This is a genomic window from Pannus brasiliensis CCIBt3594 (genome assembly GCF_036688125.1).
Taxonomy (GTDB): domain Bacteria; phylum Cyanobacteriota; class Cyanobacteriia; order Cyanobacteriales; family Microcystaceae; genus Pannus; species Pannus brasiliensis.
In genome coordinates this window covers 195,839-213,665 of sequence record NZ_JBAFSM010000001.1, presented here as the reverse complement: position 1 = coordinate 213,665, position 17,827 = coordinate 195,839, and the positions used below count along the sequence as shown (strand labels likewise).

General features: G+C 53.0%; 11 protein-coding genes. 4 read left to right on the top strand and 7 right to left on the bottom strand.

The window, feature by feature from the left end; translation table 11 throughout:
• Window positions 1-450: 450 nt before the first annotated feature.
• Both V0288_RS01095 and V0288_RS01090 read right to left on the bottom strand, forming a co-directional pair.
• Window positions 451-1,071, bottom strand: a complete 621-nt coding sequence (locus V0288_RS01095) for a neutral zinc metallopeptidase (RefSeq protein WP_332863148.1) — start codon at window positions 1,069-1,071, stop codon at window positions 451-453.
• Window positions 1,072-1,322: 251 nt separating this feature from the next.
• Complete coding sequence (locus tag V0288_RS01090; RefSeq protein WP_332863147.1) at window positions 1,323-1,865, bottom strand: Dps family protein; 543 nt, start codon at window positions 1,863-1,865, stop codon at window positions 1,323-1,325.
• 281 nt (window positions 1,866-2,146) lie between these two features.
• Here V0288_RS01090 and V0288_RS01085 point away from each other — a divergent pair, with 281 nt between their 5' ends.
• From V0288_RS01085 to V0288_RS01075, 3 genes are all read left to right on the top strand, one after another.
• Entirely contained in the window at window positions 2,147-5,203 is a 3,057-nt protein-coding gene (locus V0288_RS01085; protein WP_332863146.1) for an MFS transporter, read from the top strand.
• Between the two features lie 287 nt (window positions 5,204-5,490).
• On the top strand, window positions 5,491-6,240 hold the full coding sequence (locus tag V0288_RS01080) for a hypothetical protein (RefSeq protein ID WP_332863145.1): 750 nt from the start codon (window positions 5,491-5,493) through the stop codon (window positions 6,238-6,240).
• A 289-nt stretch (window positions 6,241-6,529) separates the two neighbouring features.
• Window positions 6,530-8,578 (top strand): cation:proton antiporter domain-containing protein, encoded by a 2,049-nt coding sequence (locus V0288_RS01075; RefSeq protein WP_332863144.1) that lies wholly within the window; start codon window positions 6,530-6,532, stop codon window positions 8,576-8,578.
• A 697-nt stretch (window positions 8,579-9,275) separates the two neighbouring features.
• Here V0288_RS01075 and V0288_RS01070 read toward each other — a convergent pair.
• The 3 genes from V0288_RS01070 to V0288_RS01060 all read right to left on the bottom strand — a co-directional run bounded on the left by V0288_RS01070 (window position 9,276) and on the right by V0288_RS01060 (window position 13,231).
• Entirely contained in the window at window positions 9,276-10,394 is a 1,119-nt protein-coding gene (locus tag V0288_RS01070; RefSeq protein WP_332863143.1) for a pentapeptide repeat-containing protein, read from the bottom strand.
• 290 nt (window positions 10,395-10,684) lie between these two features.
• Window positions 10,685-11,842: an aminotransferase class V-fold PLP-dependent enzyme gene (locus V0288_RS01065; protein ID WP_332863142.1), complete on the bottom strand. Its 1,158-nt coding sequence runs from the start codon at window positions 11,840-11,842 to the stop codon at window positions 10,685-10,687.
• Window positions 11,843-12,106: 264 nt separating this feature from the next.
• Window positions 12,107-13,231, bottom strand: a complete 1,125-nt coding sequence (locus V0288_RS01060; RefSeq protein ID WP_332863141.1) for an RNA polymerase sigma factor, RpoD/SigA family — start codon at window positions 13,229-13,231, stop codon at window positions 12,107-12,109.
• Window positions 13,232-13,755: 524 nt separating this feature from the next.
• Here V0288_RS01060 and priA point away from each other — a divergent pair.
• Window positions 13,756-16,257 carry a primosomal protein N' gene (gene priA / locus V0288_RS01055; RefSeq protein WP_332863140.1) on the top strand — a complete coding sequence of 834 codons (2,502 nt, stop codon included), beginning with the start codon at window positions 13,756-13,758 and terminating at the stop codon, window positions 16,255-16,257.
• A gap of 72 nt (window positions 16,258-16,329) precedes the next feature.
• Here priA and V0288_RS01050 read toward each other — a convergent pair whose 3' ends face one another.
• Both V0288_RS01050 and nusB read right to left on the bottom strand, forming a co-directional pair.
• Window positions 16,330-16,710: a hypothetical protein gene (locus V0288_RS01050; RefSeq protein ID WP_332863139.1), complete on the bottom strand. Its 381-nt coding sequence runs from the start codon at window positions 16,708-16,710 to the stop codon at window positions 16,330-16,332.
• A gap of 443 nt (window positions 16,711-17,153) precedes the next feature.
• Window positions 17,154-17,810: a transcription antitermination factor NusB gene (nusB, locus tag V0288_RS01045; RefSeq protein WP_332863138.1), complete on the bottom strand. Its 657-nt coding sequence runs from the start codon at window positions 17,808-17,810 to the stop codon at window positions 17,154-17,156.
• Between the last annotated feature and the right edge of the window lie 17 nt (window positions 17,811-17,827).

Below are 17,827 nucleotides of genomic sequence, written 5' to 3'. Positions count from 1 at the left end.
AACGCTCTGTTATCTTAGCGGATTCGATCGACCGGAGAAAATGCCTAGTAGGGGGACTCGTCGCGCGCGGGTTCGAGGAGTCAGGAGTCAGGAGTCAGGAGCCAGGAGTCAGGAGTTCGGAGTTCGGAGTTCGGAGAAGTAAATAGACGATAAAAGTAGCCAAATTCGATAAAATGTCTATTTTCTCGCAACAAACCTTAAATCTTAACTTTTTAGGTGAAAATTTACGAATAATTTTCACGTTTGCCGGAGAGTCGATCGAAATTCCCGAAATTCCTAGACCTCTTGCACTATTTGTTTTTGAAAGACTAAAAACTTCAAAAACAGGGATTTTACAAGATAAATAGGTTTTTATCGAAATTCTTGTCTATAAAATTCTTGATTCTTCCTCCTGACTCCTGACTCCTGACTCCCTAACTACATGACAAGTTGTGAATTCCGCGTGGAGGTCTAACGAGAACAGGCTTCGTGATTCTCGCCGTAGAATCCCTGTAACACCGCGTCCGATCGCTGTTGTGGGGTACCGTGGGACTTATCGGGAGTCTCGAAGTCTCCCACTTCCGCGGCCGCCCTAGCCAGAAAATTTCCCGCCATCACGTATTCCTCCTTGGAAAGCGTTCGCGCTCGCGAGAGTATCCACGAGAGCGTATCCCCGGCCAGACAATCCGCGTGTAACTCGATGCCGATCGTCATTCCCCCCGTGTTCATGCCGCCGATACCCCGATTCCATTGAATCGCGTGCGCCGATTCGTGGGCGACGGCGTAGAGGGGAAAGAGGGGGTTCGCGCTGGTACGGTTTACTTCCGTCACGTTCACGTACACCGTGTTATCGACAGTACAGAAAGCGGCTAGGGAAATGACCCCGCAAGGAGTTAAGATCGGTCGATCGCTCAATTGATAGCGGAACTGAATATCGTGTAATTCGGCCGTGTATTGCAGGACGCTCTCCATCGCCTCGGTTAGATCGTCCGCGCGCGCCGGTTTCGTCAACGGGGCTACCAACAGGAAAGAAGCGAAAGAAACGGCCGAGAGAGCCGAAAAAAAGCGTTTTTGACGGGTAATCGGGTTCATATTCACGAGGGAGTAAGGAGTGGAAGGAGAAAAGGGAGAGCGGGGTCGCTCATCCGAATTCTAGTTCTCCTATCCTTTACTTCTCGCGAAATTATAGATTTTACGCGGGTTTTACGAAAATTAATATTCCCGTCGCCAATCTCGGGAAAATCGAGACTCGCGACGGGAACGGGATCGATCTATGGGGAACCCTCTTTCGGGAACCGGAAAGAGGGGGAAAGTATCGATCGGGAAAAAATTTTTCCGAGGAATTAAACGCCCACGGGAACTTTATTACCGTCGGCGGCGGGCGCTTGTTGATCCGGTTGGATCGCTTGTCCCTCGATAAAGGAACGGAGCATCCAGGCCATTTCCTCGTGTTGTTCCATGAAACCGGTTAAAAAGTCCGCCGTTCCCTGATCGTGATATTCTTCCGAGCATCGATCGATATGCTCGCGTAAATTCCGGATGATCTGTTCGTGATCGTCTACCAATCGCGCGACCATATCGGTCGCTAGAGGCAGGCGATCGGGATTTTCTTTCAACGTCGCCCGCTCTAAAAATCCCCGCGCCGTCGCTACCGGATACCCTCCTAACGCCCGTACCCGCTCGGCGTAACTATCGATATTTTCCGTGAGAATTTCATAATGTTCTTCCCACAGTTTATGTAGGGATAAAAATTGCGGGCCGACCACATCCCAATGATATTTTTTGGTTTTAATCAGGAGGAGGTACGCGTCCGCTAAATCTTGATTTAACAACTCGTTCACGCCTTGTAGTTGTTCTTCCGTCAGTCCGATATTAATTTTACGCATGATTTTCCAATAGATCGCGGATCTTATCTCTAATAGTTAACCGGCTCGATCGATCCCCTCGCACCCTCATCCGGTAGGAAAAAATTCGATCGCTCTCTCCGTCGATCGGGGGAAAGGAAAAGCGTTCAGTTCGGATAACTCCAGCACTTGGGATGGATGAACTCAACGACATATATTTACGAAACTATTAACGAGAACTTGTCAGTAGCGGGGTGAAGAAAGTCGATTCCCGCCCCTATCCGCCCGCGCGCGGACCCTATAAAAAATTCCTAGAAAAAACAATGTTCATCCATCCCCCTATTCCCCTGTTAGCCCAAATCCTCGACGGCACGCGAGGCGATCGGGTCGCCGCCGAAAATGCCGCTCTCGTCTTCAGCGGCCCGCAATTCTTCACGGCCCTGATCGCGGGGGTATTACTCGCCTTCGCTTTCGGGCTACTGCTGACCAACTTCGGTCTGGCCGCCTGGATGTCCCTGATGGGGAAAGATTCCGGTAGAAAACACCGCGAATCCCCCCGCCACGGCGAGAGTCACGAGCAGACCGGCCCGGTGGTCGGGGTAGCCACGCTCGTGAGCGTTACCGTTTCCCTGTTTTTCGCCAGTTTCTTCGCCGCGAAATTGAGCCTGCTGGTTTCCCCCACCCTGGGCGCGATCGTCGGCCTGGTCATCTGGGCGACCTATTTCGTGATCCTGGTGTGGTTTAGTTCCAGTACCGTCGGTTCCCTGTTGGGATCGCTGGTGAATACCGCCACCGCGGGCTTTCAAACCCTCGTTTCCAGTGTCGGCGCGCTGTTGGGAGGGAGAGCCGTGAACCGTCAGGTGGTCGCCACCGCGGAAGCCGCCGCCGCCGCCGTCCGTCGCGAGATCGGTAGCGCGATCGACCCCGTGAGTCTGCGGGAGAGTGTGCAGGACTATATCGAGATGATCCGCCCCCCGCAGATGGATTGGAATCGGATTCGCTCCGATTTCGAGGCCATGCTCACCGAACCGGGCATCCGGGAGGCGATCGAGAGCGGCGAGGTTCCCCGACTCGATCGCCAGACCTTTATCGACCTGATCGGCGATCGCTCCGACCTCTCCAAACGGGAGGTGGAACGTCTCGCGGATCAACTGGAATCTGTCTGGCAAAAAACGGTTAAAGAACGCCAGAAAACGAGTAAACCGGATAGTTTTATCGATTACCTGAAATCCGCCACCCGCGATCAACTGTTGGGAAGCGATTTCGGTCGGAAGCTCGACGATTTTATCGCCCGATCGAAACAACCGGACGGCGGCCCCGGAATGTCCGGCCCCCTCGCCCTCGGTTTAAACGGTCTGATCGGTCTGATCCTGGGACGGACGGATCTTTCCGATCTGGACCTGGAAAAAATCGTCGGTCAGTTTCATAAAGCGAAGGAAAAACTCGGCGAGGGAACCGAGAAAATCGTCGATACGGTGAGTTCGGAACCTTCCTACAACCCGATTAAAACCGACATCGAGCATTATCTCGAAAGCGCCTATTCCTGGCAGATGCAACCCGCGATCCTGCGTCGGGAGTTCCGGAATCTACTGTACGATCGCGAGGCAGATCCGGAACAGGTACTCCAAGAACTCGAACGCGTCACCCGCGCCGATTTCCGGGGAATCCTCGAACGTAAGGGACTGTTAACCCGCGAGGAGATCCGACGTACCGCCGATCTGTTAAACGAGGTGCGTCTGGAAGTGCTATCGGTAGCCCGAGAGGCCCGAGAGCAGGAAATCGCGATGGATATGTTAGCGGAGGTGGAAAATTATCTATTAACGACCCCGAAGGAGGAATTAACCAATTCGGAAATTCTCGGTCTGAACTTCCGCGGGTTGATCGAGGATACTGCCGCGGATCTCGACACGATTCTCGTCCGTTTCGCGCCCCTGAATCGTCCCCTCCTCGAACGACTGCTGGCCGGCCGGGAAGATCTCACCCCCGAAGAGAGCGCCGCGATCGTCCTGCAACTCGAACAGATCCTCAATAATCTGCTCGAACAGGCTCGCGCTCGCCAGATCGAGCGCCAGACGAAAATCGAGGAACGCTGGACGAATTTGGAAAATTATCTCCGGGGAACGGGGAAAGACAATCTCAACGCCGACGCGATGCGCCGGGAATTGGGAACGATTTTACAGGAAACCCGCGGTTCGGAGGATTTCGATCGGGATCGTCCGATCTTGCTGTTGAGTCAGCGATCGGATCTCACCGACGAGGAAGCGGAAAATATCGTCGATGAGGTGGAAAAAAACTGGATTCGGGCCCGCGTGACCGGTCGCCAACTCACCGGACGGGTACAGGAACAGTACGATCGGATCATGGGATCGATCGAGGATTACCTGCGTGGCACCGGGAAAGCGGAACTGAACCCGGAAGGCATCAAACGCGACCTGAACCTCCTGCTCGCCGATCCCCGCGCGGGAAGCTCCGCTATCCGGCAACGTCTCGGACGCGTCGATCGCGATACCCTGGTAAAACTCCTGAGCCAACGGCAGGATCTCAACGAGGAGCAGGTTAATCAAACGATCGACGCGATACAGGAAAATCTGCGCGTTTTCGCCCGCACCCCGCGACGGCTGGCCCGACGCGCCACCGAGGAGGCCCGCAACTTCCGCGACTCGATCGCCGAGTACCTCCGTTCTACCCACCGATCGGAACTGAACCCGGAAGGCATTCAACGGGATTTAACCCTACTGTTGAACGATCCCCGCGCGGGGGTGGAAAATCTCCAGGAACGACTGTCGCACTTCGATCGCGATACCCTGGTCGCGCTCCTCTCCCAACGTCAGGATATCGACGAGAAGGACGTGAACCGCATTATCGACGAGATGATGGTCGTCCGCGAGCGGTTCCTCGAAAGACTGCAAGGAATGCAACGCGGTGTTCAACGGGCGATCGAGGCGTTATTCGCCCGGATTCGCGATTATCTCAACAGTTTAGAGCGTCCCGAACTGAATTACGAGGGCATCCGCGACGATATCCGGCGACTGTTCGACGATCCGGGGGCGGGTTTCACCGCGCTCCGGGATCGTTTCTCCCACATCGATCGGGATACGCTGATCGCGCTCTTGAGTTCCCGCGAGGATATTTCCCCCGCGCAGGCCGAACGGATTATCGCCGGGATCGAGGGAACGCGCGATCGTATCCTGCGAAAAGCGGAACGCCTTCAAGAACAGACCCAACACCGGCTGGAACAGGTGAAACGGGAAGCCCGCGAACAGATGGAAGAAACCCGCGAGGCGGCCACGAAAGCGGCTTGGTGGTTATTTTTCATCGCCCTCGTCTCCGCGATCGCGGCGGCGTTCGGCGGGGCGATCGGGGTGATTAAACCGATTTAGGTTTCGCGAATCGGGCCGGCACTCACCGGCCCGATTTTTTTCTCTCCGGGGGAGGGAAAAGGAACTATCGATCGGGGGACGCGGAAATCGTTTATTAGCGATTACTCTCAAAAATAAAGATGAAATTACTGTTTTTATCCGTTTCCTTCCACGAGGTAGGGTCTGGTTCCTCCGAGCTAGAGTACGGCGATCGGCTTCAAGCTGAAGAGTTCGGAAAAATCCATCGGCATTTCTAACGGGTTTTTCCCTCCCGCCTCCCGCCTTTTATCGAAAATATAGGATTTACCATGACGAACTTTAACAATAACGATCCGAACGATCGAGAGATCTATGGCGAGCGATTACCCGAGTTCGTTAACCCGGATCATTCCGCGAACCGAAACGTGGGAACCGATCGCCGGGTCGATCGCCCGGATTACCCGAGCGGCTACGTTCCCGAGCGCGCCGTCGAGAGAGATCCTTATCGGGAAGAGTTACGCGAGCGGGATAGCGCGAATGTGAGTCGTGGCGTTCTGTTGGGTTTGCTATTGCCGGCTCTCGTCGCGGCGATCGGCGGACTCCTCTGGTACACCAGCCGTCCTAGAGAAACGGTAACGCCCGTCTACGTCCCCGTTCCCCAAAACTCTCCCTCCCCGCAAACCGGTCAACAACCCCCGAATCAGACCACGATTATCGAGAGAACCCGCGAGGTTCCGATCTCGCGACCCGGATCGAGCGCCCCGGACGTGAATATCACCGTCCCCAATTCCAGTACCACGACCCCTTCATCGGGATCGAGCGGCACATCCGGCACATCGGGAACGACGGGAACGACCGGCACATCGGGTTTATCGGGAACGACCGGCACATCCGGCAACTACGGCACATCGGGAACGACCGGCAACTACGATACATCGGGATCGAGCGGTACATCCGGCACGTCGGGAACGAGCGGTACATCCGGGACATCGGGATCGAGCGGTACATCCGGCACGTCGGGAACCTCTAGCGGTTCGAGCGGGAGCGGAACCGGTTCCGGTAGCGGGAGTTCTCCCTAGAATGGCGATCGAGAGCCGTCACCTATCCGCTATCAGCCGTTAGCTTCGCGACACGAGAGCGGTGAACTCTAAAAATTACCGATTATACCGATTCTGGAAACCGAAACTACAGTCGGGAGTATTGATTCTCGTGGGGGCGAGGTCTCCTCTCCCGGTCTGTAGCCAGTTTTCACGGAATCGGTATTACTCTCGAATATCGCTTGATTTTTGCAAAGAATTTTGCTATAATTTCAATCAATTTATAAAATATTCTTGAGTGATTTATAACAAGTAATCCTAGGAGTTTTTCTTGTCATTCGATAGTCCTATCATTACCTTTACCGTTCTTTTAGCGGTAATTTTCACGATCCCGCCGATATTCGAGCGTCTAAAATTGCCCGGATTGGTGGGCTTATTGTTGGCGGGCGTGATTCTCGGGCCAAACGCTTTAAAACTATTAAATCCCGAAACGGACACGATTAAATTACTCTCCGATATCGGCAAGGTTTATTTAATGTTCGTGGCGGGATTGGAGATCGATCTCGCTCAATTCCGACAAACGAGAAATCGCTCGATCGGATTCGGTTCTCTCACCTTTCTCGTGCCGATGATCGCCGGCATTCTCGTCGGGCGAATGTTTAATTTCGGTTGGAATGCGTCGGTTCTGATCGGTTCTCTCCTCGCTTCCCATACCCTACTCGCGTACCCGATCGTCAGTCGTTTGGGAGTGGTAACGAACGAGGCCGTGACCGTGACGATCGGCGCGACGATCTTCACCGACACCGGCGCGTTATTGGTTCTCGCGGTCTGCGCGGGCATTCACGGGGGGGATTTTACCGCCGGGAAGTTAGTAACCCTCCTCGTCGGATTAGCCCTCTACTCGCTGGTGATTCTGGTGGGATTCGATCGAGCGGGAAAAGAGTTCTTCCGTCGCTCTGGAGACGAACAGAGCAATCAATTTCTCTTCATTCTCCTCGCCCTCTTTCTCGCGTCCGTCGGCGCGCAGGTGATCGGGGTCGAGAAAATCGTCGGCGCGTTCCTGGCGGGGTTGGCGGTCAATGACGTTCTCGGTCGTAGTCCGGTCAAGGAAAAAGTTGAATTCGTGGGTAGCGTATTATTTATCCCCTGCTTCTTCGTGGATATGGGGCTATTAATCAATATTCCCGCTTTTATAAAAACCCTATCCTCGATCGCCCTCACCCTGGCGATCGTCGTCGCGTTAATCGGCAGTAAATTTCTCGCCGCGTTTTTCGCCAAACTGCTCTACCGCTACAACCGGGATGAATTATTAACGATGTGGTCGCTATCTCTGCCACAGGTAGCCGCCACCCTAGCGGCCGCGCTGGTGGCTTACGAGACGGTGAACCCCGCGGGAGAAAGGCTAATCGGCGAGGAGGTGTTAAACAGCGTCATCGTTTTAATGCTCGTCACCTCGATCGCCGGCCCGATGATCACGGCCAGATTCGCGCCCCGTCTACCGTTACCGAAAGCGGACGAGAGCGACGATCGCTCGTTCACGGTCTGGCAAGAAGCGGACGATCATCCCTTTACCGTCGTCGTGCCGATCTATAACCCCAACAGCCAGCGCTATCTAATCGAGATGGCCGCGCTGTTAGCGAGTCACGAGGGGGGGAGAATCGTTCCCCTATCGGTGGCGATCGCTCACGTTCACATGGACGATCCGAACTTAATAACCGCTTTGGCGGATTGTGACCGGAGATTGCGGGAAGCCGTGGCGATTAGCGAGAGTTTCGGCGTAAAAACCACGCCGATCGCCCGGATCGACGATCAGGTGGCGCTCGCGATCAGTCGTGCCAGTCGCGAACAGAACGCGAGTTTAGTGGTGATGGGATGGGGCGATCCTTGGAGAATCCGCGCCCGCGTTTTCGGTAGCATTATCGATAGCGTGTTCTGGTCGTCCCATTGTCCGGTCGCGGTGACGAGATTGTTGAGTAGTCCGATCGAGTTCCGATCGATCCTCGTTCCCGCGGGCAATTTAAGCGAGTCCACTTTAGCGGCGATCCAGTTCGCTCGGATTCTGGCCGGCGATCGCGCGTCGGTGGTGATCCTCCACGTTCACGATCGCTATGTTTCCCCGCAAAAATTGGACGTGTTCAAGTTTCAACTCTCCCGATTTCTGGCCAAAAGTTCCCTGCCGGCGAACGCGAGTATCCGCGTCGTGGCCGACGATAACGTGTCCGGGGCGATCGTCCACGAGGCGAAAAATCACGATCTCACCGTCCTGCGATCGGTTCGCTACCGTACCGCGGGGGGATTGGGAGTCAGCGAGGTAACGACACGGGTATTGAAGGGGTTAACGGGTTCGATCGTTCTGTTGGGAGAACCGCGGCGGTATTAGGGAGGAGGCAGGAGGAAAGGGGAAAGGGGAAAGATCAATCAATTAAAAGTAGTGCTGTGTCAAGCTAATTTTGACGGAAAACGGGGAACGGGGAACGGGGAACGGGGAATGTTTGTGACGGTGAAATCTGCCTCCGCTCTTCCTGTTCTCCCCGCCGGTCTCAACCCGTCAATTTAAGATAGACAGACCTCTAGATACACGATACCGAATAGACTCTCATGCGGTCGGGCGAAATTTTGATTAAACACCGAGTTATCTCTTCCGAGCAATTACAGCACGTCCTCGATCTTCAAAAAAAAGAATCGAAGCGATTGGGTGAGATTTTGATCGAGCGGGGTATTTTATGGGAAGAATACATTATACCAATTTTCTTTAATCGCGCGATACATCCGTGGCTCTAGGAAGCTCTAATCAAGGGGTTCGGAACGTACAAAACAACTAACTCTTGCAGGATTTTGAAAAATTGGTATTACAATCGCTTTAAAAGAACAATTTTGGCAGAATAACGGCTATCGGGTAATTTTCGATTAGTCGGGGGAGTGTTCGTTTCCGGGATCGATCGACGCTCGTCCGGGCGGCGATCGGGAAACCCGATCGAGTCTTCAGTTATCTGGTTTACCAGTTTTCTGATTTTCTGGTTTACTAGCTTTTTGGTTTTCTGAACCGATTTAAAAACGGCTTTGTTGGACAATTCCTTTTAATAACGGCAATTTACTGGTGTTTTGGGATCTGAAGCCTTATCTTGTTTTAATTTCTCGATTATCTGTTGATTTGCTGTAGAATTCTTAGCTACCCAAATACCCTGATTCTGTGACCAATTGGCTTCAGTATATATCGCGTCTTCCCAATCGCAGGCAGATTTAACCTGTGCAAGTGTTAAGCTTTTGACTTTTTCGAGGTTAAGGTTAGCCCCTTCGAGGTTAGCCCCTTCGAGGTTAGCCCCGACGAGGTTAGACCCTTCGAGGTTAGCCCCGGCGAGGTTAGCCCCTTCGAGGTGAGCCCTTTCGAGGTGAGTCCTTTCGAGGTTAGCCCTTTCGAGGTGAGCCCCTTCGAGGCGAGCCCCCAAAAGGTCCGCCCCAAAGAGGTTAGCCCCTTTGAGCGTAGCCCCTTCGAGGTGAGCCCTTTTGAGGTTAGCCCCTTCGATGTTAGCCTCTCCGAGGTCGATTCGCTCTAAGCGCGCTTCATACAAAATTCCTCGATCGTTGTTTAAAGAATCCAGTTTAGATGCCTGTAAAAACTGAAATACGAGACTTTGCCTGTCTGTATCCAAAGAACGTAGAGCTATAACCGTTTTTGCTTGGCCAATAATAAATTTATTATCATCTGTTTTAGCTTTTCGCAAACCATCGCTTAATAGCTTTGACATTTGGTCTAAGTAAGTTATCAGCGTGTCTTGCCTTGCTTTATCTTGAGCCAAGTCTCGCTCTCGCTGTTTACCAAATTCGCTCAATCCCCATGTAGCCAATCCAAGAATAATAGGAACAATTAATAACTGTATAAAATCCCATAATTTTTTCTCTCCAAAACCAGTCCATTTTCCAAAATCAGAGATGAATTGAGTAAGTCTCTCTCGCTTAATTTCTTTAATCGCAATATCCCAATTTTCTTCTGAAGAACCTTTTTGTCCCCGTTTTTCCCAAATCTCATAAGCTCTTACACGAACTTTTTCTTCCCATTTTTTTTTACGAATATCTTCCTTAGACTCCTGATAAGGGTCTTTTTTACCAACATCTCCCCTGGATTTTATAGAGGGATCTGTTTCACTACTCGGTGGTTGCTGTTCGCGTTGATTGAAAAGTTTTTTGAGTGGCAACATCTGCTTGATCGGGGATTAGTTGAAGAAGGCGTTCGTAAATTAATGTGAAAAAAATGGACAGGAGCGAAAAAAGGTAGCGCGCTAAGTCTGTGGATTGTTTACAGTCTTTCTCACTTAGATGAGGTATAGGGTTTCGGGTTGGAGGCAGTCGGTAGGAGGCGGTCGGCAGGAGGCAGGAGGCTTTTAGCTATCAGCTATCAGCTTTCAAAGAGCGAGTTTTTCCGCCTTGGCTACTATCTAAAGAGAGATCTAGCTGACGGCTGACGGCTGATCGCTTTTTTCCCATCTCCCTATCTCCAATTCTCCAATTCTCGTAAACATTCGGCTAAACGCTCGTACTGGTCGATCGAATTATACGCGTGGGCGCAGATCCGAACGACGAATTTTCCCTCGCCCCAGGGCATGATCGGTACTTCGATCGAATATTCGTTGATTAATTTTTGATACAATTTTTCGCCGTTTACCTGACTTTGTGGTACTGGAATAGAAGCCATCGAACCGATCATTTCGTCGGGACAGGGAATTTCTACCTGTAGCGCGTTACAGATAATTTCTCTCGCTTGTAGGATTACCTCGTGATTTCTCTGCCAGAGTTCGGGTAAGCCGCCGGGGTAGAGGGATTCGAGAAATTCGATCGCTCTCGGAACCGATAGATACGCCGTGGGATCGTCGGTTCCCATCCAGCCGAATTCTAACTGGAAACGGGATCGATCGAGCCTCGGGGAGTTCGCGCCGTGGCTGATGGTGACGGGACGGATCGCGGCCTGGCGATCGGGCCGGACGTAGAGAAAAGCGGCTCCTTTGGGGCTACACAGCCATTTATGACAGTTCGCGGTGTAATACGTCGGGGCGATCGAACCCACGTCCAGGGGCAAAAAACCCAACGCGTGAGCGCCATCGATGAGGGTATCGATCCCTAAACGGTTGAGTTCTCTAACGATCTCCGCGACGGGCCAGATTAGCGCCGTCACGCTGGGAACGTGATCGAGTAAAACCAATTTCGTCCGCGGGGAAACTTTCGCCAGAATCGCTTCGGTAATCTGTTCGGGAGATTGCAGGGGAAAAGGAACGTTAGCGACGATTACCGTGATCCCGTGTTGTCCGGCCACGTATTCCACCGCGTTGCGACACGCGTTATAGGTTTGGTCGGTGATTAAAATCTCGTCACCGGTTTCGCGGGAGAGGGAACGTAAAACGGCGTTGACCGCGGTGGTCGCGTTCGGTACGGATACCAGATCGTCCGCGTTCACCCCGACGAATTCCGCCAATCCCTCGCGCGCCTTATCGAGTAATCCCTCTAAATCCCGTCCTAGAAAAGCGAGGGGCTGACTTTCCATTCTTTCCCGCAGTTTTTGCTGGTATTCTAGAACCACCCGCGGGGTCGCGCCGTAGGAACCGTGATTGAGAAAATCGATCGATCGATCGAGTAACCAGTGATCTTCGTGCATGGTTTGAAGTGGGGAGATGGGGAGATTTTTCGGGGAATAGGGGAAGGGGAAAAGGGAAAAGGGGAAGGGGAAAAGGGAAAAGGGCAAAGGGAAAAGGGAAAAGGGCAAAGGGAAAAGGGAAAAGGGAAAAGGGATTTCTTAATCTTTTCACCTTTTCCCTCTCTCACCTCCTGCCTCCTGCCTCCTGCCTCCGGATTGCCTCCCAAAAAAAAACTCTCCAACGGCCGGGAGAGAGAGGAGAACCGAGTACACTCGATCGAGCCTTTACGTTAACCATCCTTTGAGACGGCGGGCGACCTGCGGGCGGCGTAATTTTCGCATCGCTTTACTCTGGATCTGGCGCACGCGTTCGCGCGAGAGATTGAACATTCCGCCGACTTCCTCCAGGGTATAGGGTTGGCTGGTAGCTAACCCGTAGCGGAGGGAGATCACGTCTTTTTCCCGTTCGGTGAGAACGTCACTCAAAACCGCGAAGATTTCCTGACGCATCATCATCTCGTTCATTCTATCTTCGGGTAGTTGCAGATCGTCGTCCTCTAAAAGATCGACTAATTCCGTATCTTCCCCCTTGCCGACGCGATGATTTAACGAGAGCGATTGACGGCGAAGTTGTAACAATTGACGCAACTGGTCGGGGGTCATTTCCAGTTCCCGCGCCAGTTCCCGTTCGTTGGGGTTGCGTTGTAATTGCTGTTTGAGAACGCGTTGGGCTTTTTTGAGTTTATTTAACTTCTCGACGATATGAATCGGTAAACGGATGGTGCGGGCATCGTTGGCGATGGTGCGGGTGATCGCCTGACGTATCCACCAATACGCGTAGGTCGAGAATTTATAGCCTTTATTGGGGTCGAATTTTTCCGCCGCTCGGTTGAGGCCGATCGCTCCTTCTTGAATCAGATCCAGGAAAGGAACGCCCCGATTTAAATAGCGTTTGGCGATCGAGACGACCAGACGTAAATTCGAGCGGATCATTTTCCGTTTCGCCGTGCGACCGCGATAGAGACGGTTTTCTAACTGACGCTCGTTCTCTAACTGTAAGGCGATCGCCCATTCCGTTTTCGTGGGGGGACGTTGTAACTTCTCCTGCAATTGCTGGCGGGCCTGTTCCGCGTCCATGAGGAACTTGACCGATTGGGCCAGGGCCACCTCTTCATCGGGTTTGAGCAGGGGATAGCGCGCCATTTCCTTAAAAAACGCCCCGACCGTATCGTCGCTATCGGTTTTACTATATCCGGCCGAGGCTCCCGACCGCGCTCGCTCGATCGCCTCCGATAGCTCTTCGTCGATTCGCTCGCTCAAATCGGTACTTTCTAACTCTAAGGTATTGCCTCCCTCTAGAGCGACCGGTTGGCTCAAACTGTCATCGGGGGGGAGTTTAGCGATTTTCATAAGCGATTATTGTTGAGATAGATCGAGCGATAAGAATCAGGGCGGGGAAAAAACAGAATTTCCCGATGGGCTGATTGTTGCATCGAATTTTCTGGAAAGGAATTTTTTAAATCTTTTCTTAATTAATGGATTCTCTTTTTCCTTCCCGATCGAGAGTATCTGTGTGTAGTGTTACAGAATTCACCGATTCGAGAAGCCGATTTCTTCTCGCTCTAGAGGGTTATAGAAAGACCACATATACACTGTATCCAAAGAGATGAGAAATTGTCCGGGAGCGATCACGTTTCTTAATGATTACCGCGGAACAATCGCGAGAAAGATAGGCGCGACGCGGGCGATCGGGGGTTCCCGAAGGAATGCCGGCGCTCGCGAGGTGTTCGGAGAGAATCCGCGTTCGGCAGAAATCGGACATTGAAAAAAATCGATGAAAAGTATCGTCTTTCGCGACATCGGGTACCGGCGATCCTTTCCGTCCGCTCTCGAAAGTAAAATAAGGGAACGCCCCCTCGCCGCGCCGGTTTCCCATGCTCGATCGATCCCCGACCCTCGCGGTCGCCGAACCCTCAACCCCCTATCACCTCACCGAGTCGATCGATCGCTACGTGGAGGTACTGCTCGATCTCCCCGGATCGCGACCGGACGGGGAAGACGAACAACGCTTCTTAACCTACCGAATTCCCGAAGGATTACCGATCCGCGCCGGCGATATCCTCAGCGTTCCCATCCGCTCGGAGGTGTTCGGGGGGATCGCCATCCGAACGCTCGATCGATTGCCGGAAACTCTCGATCCCGCTCGTGTCCGCCCCGTTAACCGGATTATCGCCACGGGATTTTTTAGCGATCGCTACTGGGAACTCCTCCAACGGGTGGCGCGCTATTACGCGACGGATTTAATGACCGCGATCCGGATCGCCCTTCCTCCCGGTCTTTTAGAACAATCTCTGCGCCGTTTACGGCTCAAACCAGGAGAGATTCCCCCTGGAGCCGAGGAATTGTGTCCGTTGAATACCCGAAGAGTGTTAAAACTCCTGCGATCGCAGTCGGAGGGCGATTACTCGATCCGACATATCAAGCAACAGATCAAAAGCGGGGCGGCGGTCGATCGGGGCATTAAAGACCTAATTAAACGGGGATGGGCGGAAAGTTACCTAGAAGAACCGAAAACGGTCAAGCCGGAATTACAGCTTATTGTCACTCTCCTGATCGACCATTTCCCCGCCGATCTCAATGAAAAACAAAGTAAAACGCTCGGGATTCTCCGGCAGTACGGTGGGGAACTTTGGAAAACCGATCTCATCAAATTGGCGGAAACCGATAGTATCCGCTCTCTCGAAAAAAAAGGCTACGTGGTGGTAGAAGAGCGGGAAAGACTGCGTTTATCCTCGTCGATCGTACCGAGAGACACCGCGAAATCCCTCACCCCCGCGCAATCGATCGCCCTGGAAAAAATTCAAAGTTTAACCGGGGGACAACAAGCCCTACTACACGGTGTGACGGGATCGGGAAAAACCGAGATTTACTTGCAGGCGATCGCCCCTATTTTAGAATCCGGCCGTTCCGCGCTGGTTCTCGTCCCGGAAATCGGTCTGACTCCCCAGTTAACCGATCGATTCGCGGCCCGGTTCGGCGATCGGGTGTGTGTCTATCACAGCGCGCTATCGGACGGGGAACGCTACGATACCTGGCGACAGATGCTCGCGGGAGAGGCACAGGTCGTCATCGGCACCCGATCGGCGGTTTTCGCCCCGTTACCCCGTCTCGGGATGATTATTCTCGACGAGGAACACGATTCTAGTTTTAAACAGACGCAACGCTTACCCGCGTATCACGCGCGAACCGTGGCCGAATGGCGCGCCGAATTGGAAGATTGTCCGTTACTTCTCGGTTCCGCGACCCCTTCCCTCGAAAGTTGGTTAAAAGCGGTAGAAAATCCCGATAGTTACCTTTCTCTTCCCGATCGAATTCAAAATCGCCCCCTTCCCCCGGTGGAGATCGTCGATATGCGTCGGGAACTGCAAAGCGGCAATCGATCGCTATTCAGCCGTTCTCTACGAAAGTCTTTAGAAAATCTGCGCGAACGCGGAGAGCAGGCGATTCTTTTCGTCAGTCGTCGCGGTCATAGTACCTTCGTTTCCTGTCGGAGTTGCGGCTACGTGGCCGAGTGTCCCCACTGTGATGTTTCTCTTTCCTATCACTACACGCGCTCTGGCGCGGCGGAACTGTTACGCTGTCACTACTGCAACTATAGCCGTCTACAACCGCGTTCGTGTCCGGAATGTAGTTCCCCCTATTTCAAATTTTTCGGTACGGGAACCCAGCGGGTGGAGAGAGATTTAAGCGAAGAATTTCCCGATTTACGTTGTATCCGTTTCGATAGCGACACCACCAGCCGAAAAAACGCCTCGCGGGAGCTATTACGCCAGTTCGCGAGCGGGGAGGCGGATGTATTGGTGGGAACGCAAATGTTAACGAAGGGACTGGATATCGATCGAGTCACGTTAGTCGGGGTGATGGCCGCGGACGGACTCCTGTATCACTCCGATTATCGGGCCGCCGAACGCGCCTTTCAAACGCTGACCCAGGTGGTCGGACGCGCGGGACGGGGGGAAGTACCGGGCCGGGCGATCGTGCAAACCTACACCCCGGAACACCCGGTTATTCGCGCGGTGCAAACTCACGATTACGAGGGCTTTGTCGAGGCGGAGTTAGAACAGCGGGAAACTTTGTTCTATCCTCCCCACGGACGGTTAATTCTGCTTCGTTTGAGCGGATTAGACGGGGAAGAGGTACAGAAAAGCGCGGAAGTTTTAGCCGACGCGTGTATCGAGGTGTTGGGGACGGATTGCGAGATTCTCGGTCCCTCCCCCGCGATGGTACAGAGGGTCGCGAGTCGCTACCGATGGCAGATTCTCCTGAAATTTCCGGCGGAGAATCGATCGATCGTCGAGCGTTTACAATCGTTGAAATCTCTCGTTCCCCGATCGGTCAGTCTGGCGATCGATGTCGATCCGTTAACGATGGATTAGAAAGAACCGCGGAAATCACGCGAACCGCGCTCTAAGTATTTTTTCGGAGACTAGAACATCTCTCTCGATCGATCAAGCCCAACGGATACTGAGCGCGTTATTTTTAAACGTGAACTCGCTCGGTTGCTTGCTCGATAGGAGTTCGCGGGAAAGCCCGTAGATACATTCCGGGAAGGCGTTTTTCGCTTGAATTCTCACCCCTTCGATGACGAATCGGCCGCTCGTCATAAAACCGGTAATCTCCAAACGCTCGAATTTTTCGCGCTCTCGGGATAATCGATCGACGAGCGCGTCGGGATCGGGAACCAAGGCATCGTTTTTAACCGAATCCCAGGTTACTAGCCCCCGAGCGATTAAATATTCCAGGCGATCGAGCGTTACCGCGAACGATCTCCGGGGTTCTTTCGATCGGTTCTTCCCGTGTTCCGTGAGGGTCATCTCCATCGTTGTCATAAGTTTCCAGAGGAGCCTAGTGAGGTTTAGTTAAGAATTACTGTAATGGATTTCGGAAAGATTGTACGTGATTTCCCGCACTAAGTACGTGATTGTACCGTCACCTTCGTCCGGGAAGGCAGGAGGTAGGAGGTAGGAGGTAGATTTTCGGAGGGAAGCCAAAACGACCGGCGAAAACTTTTCCCCTAGCGTCCGGCTTGCAATACCGATTCTGGAAAATTAGACGATGGCTCGAAATCCCGAATTCCCTAGGGTGCGAGTCTCGCGTCCGGTCTATAGCCAACCTTTCCAGAATTGGGATCACCCGTTGGTTTCCGGGCATTCGCGGCGATCGCTACCTCGGCTTTTCCAATCTCGACAATCGGTGAAATCTCTTAAAAAACAAATAAAGCTAAGGAATCGATTCCCTAGCTTCATTCGCTCTTTCTGTAACGTGACGGAGCTTATACCCGGCCGCCCGCGCTTTCGGCCGTCGGTTTTTCCTGTTTGTCTACCACCCGACGCAGGACACCGTTGATAAATCGATAGCCTTCCTCGTCGGAATAACGTTTCGCCAGTTCGATCGCCTCGTTGATGGCCACTTTCCGCGGCACTTCTAGATAACTGATTTCCGCGACGGCGATTCTCAGGATATCCCGATCGATCCTCGGTAAACGGGATAATTGCCAATCGACTAACGCCGCGGTTAATTCTTGCTCGATCTCTACCCGACGACGGAAGACAGTACCGATTAACTCGATCGCGTATTCCCGCACCTCGTACTGACTCGATAACTGTACTACTTCCGGTAGATCGATCACCGTACCCAACCGGTTGATCGCGTCGTGGGTGAGGGAAATGGCTTCCTGTACCATCGCCCGCGCGCTGTTGAGATTGGTAGCTTTGAGATCGCTAGAATGCACGCGTTCGTTACTCCGGCTGATCTCGGCGGCCGCAGTTTCTAGGGTCTCTTGAATTTCGGCGTTCAGGGTGCGCGTCGCCGCTAGAATCAAGTCGTTTAACGTCTGTTTGTCCAGATTTTCGGGATTTCCTTTAACCTGACTGAGGCTCAGGAGGGCGAGTTCGCGGGCGACGCGACGGGGTTGTTGACGGGGTGACATAACAATTCGCGGGTGAG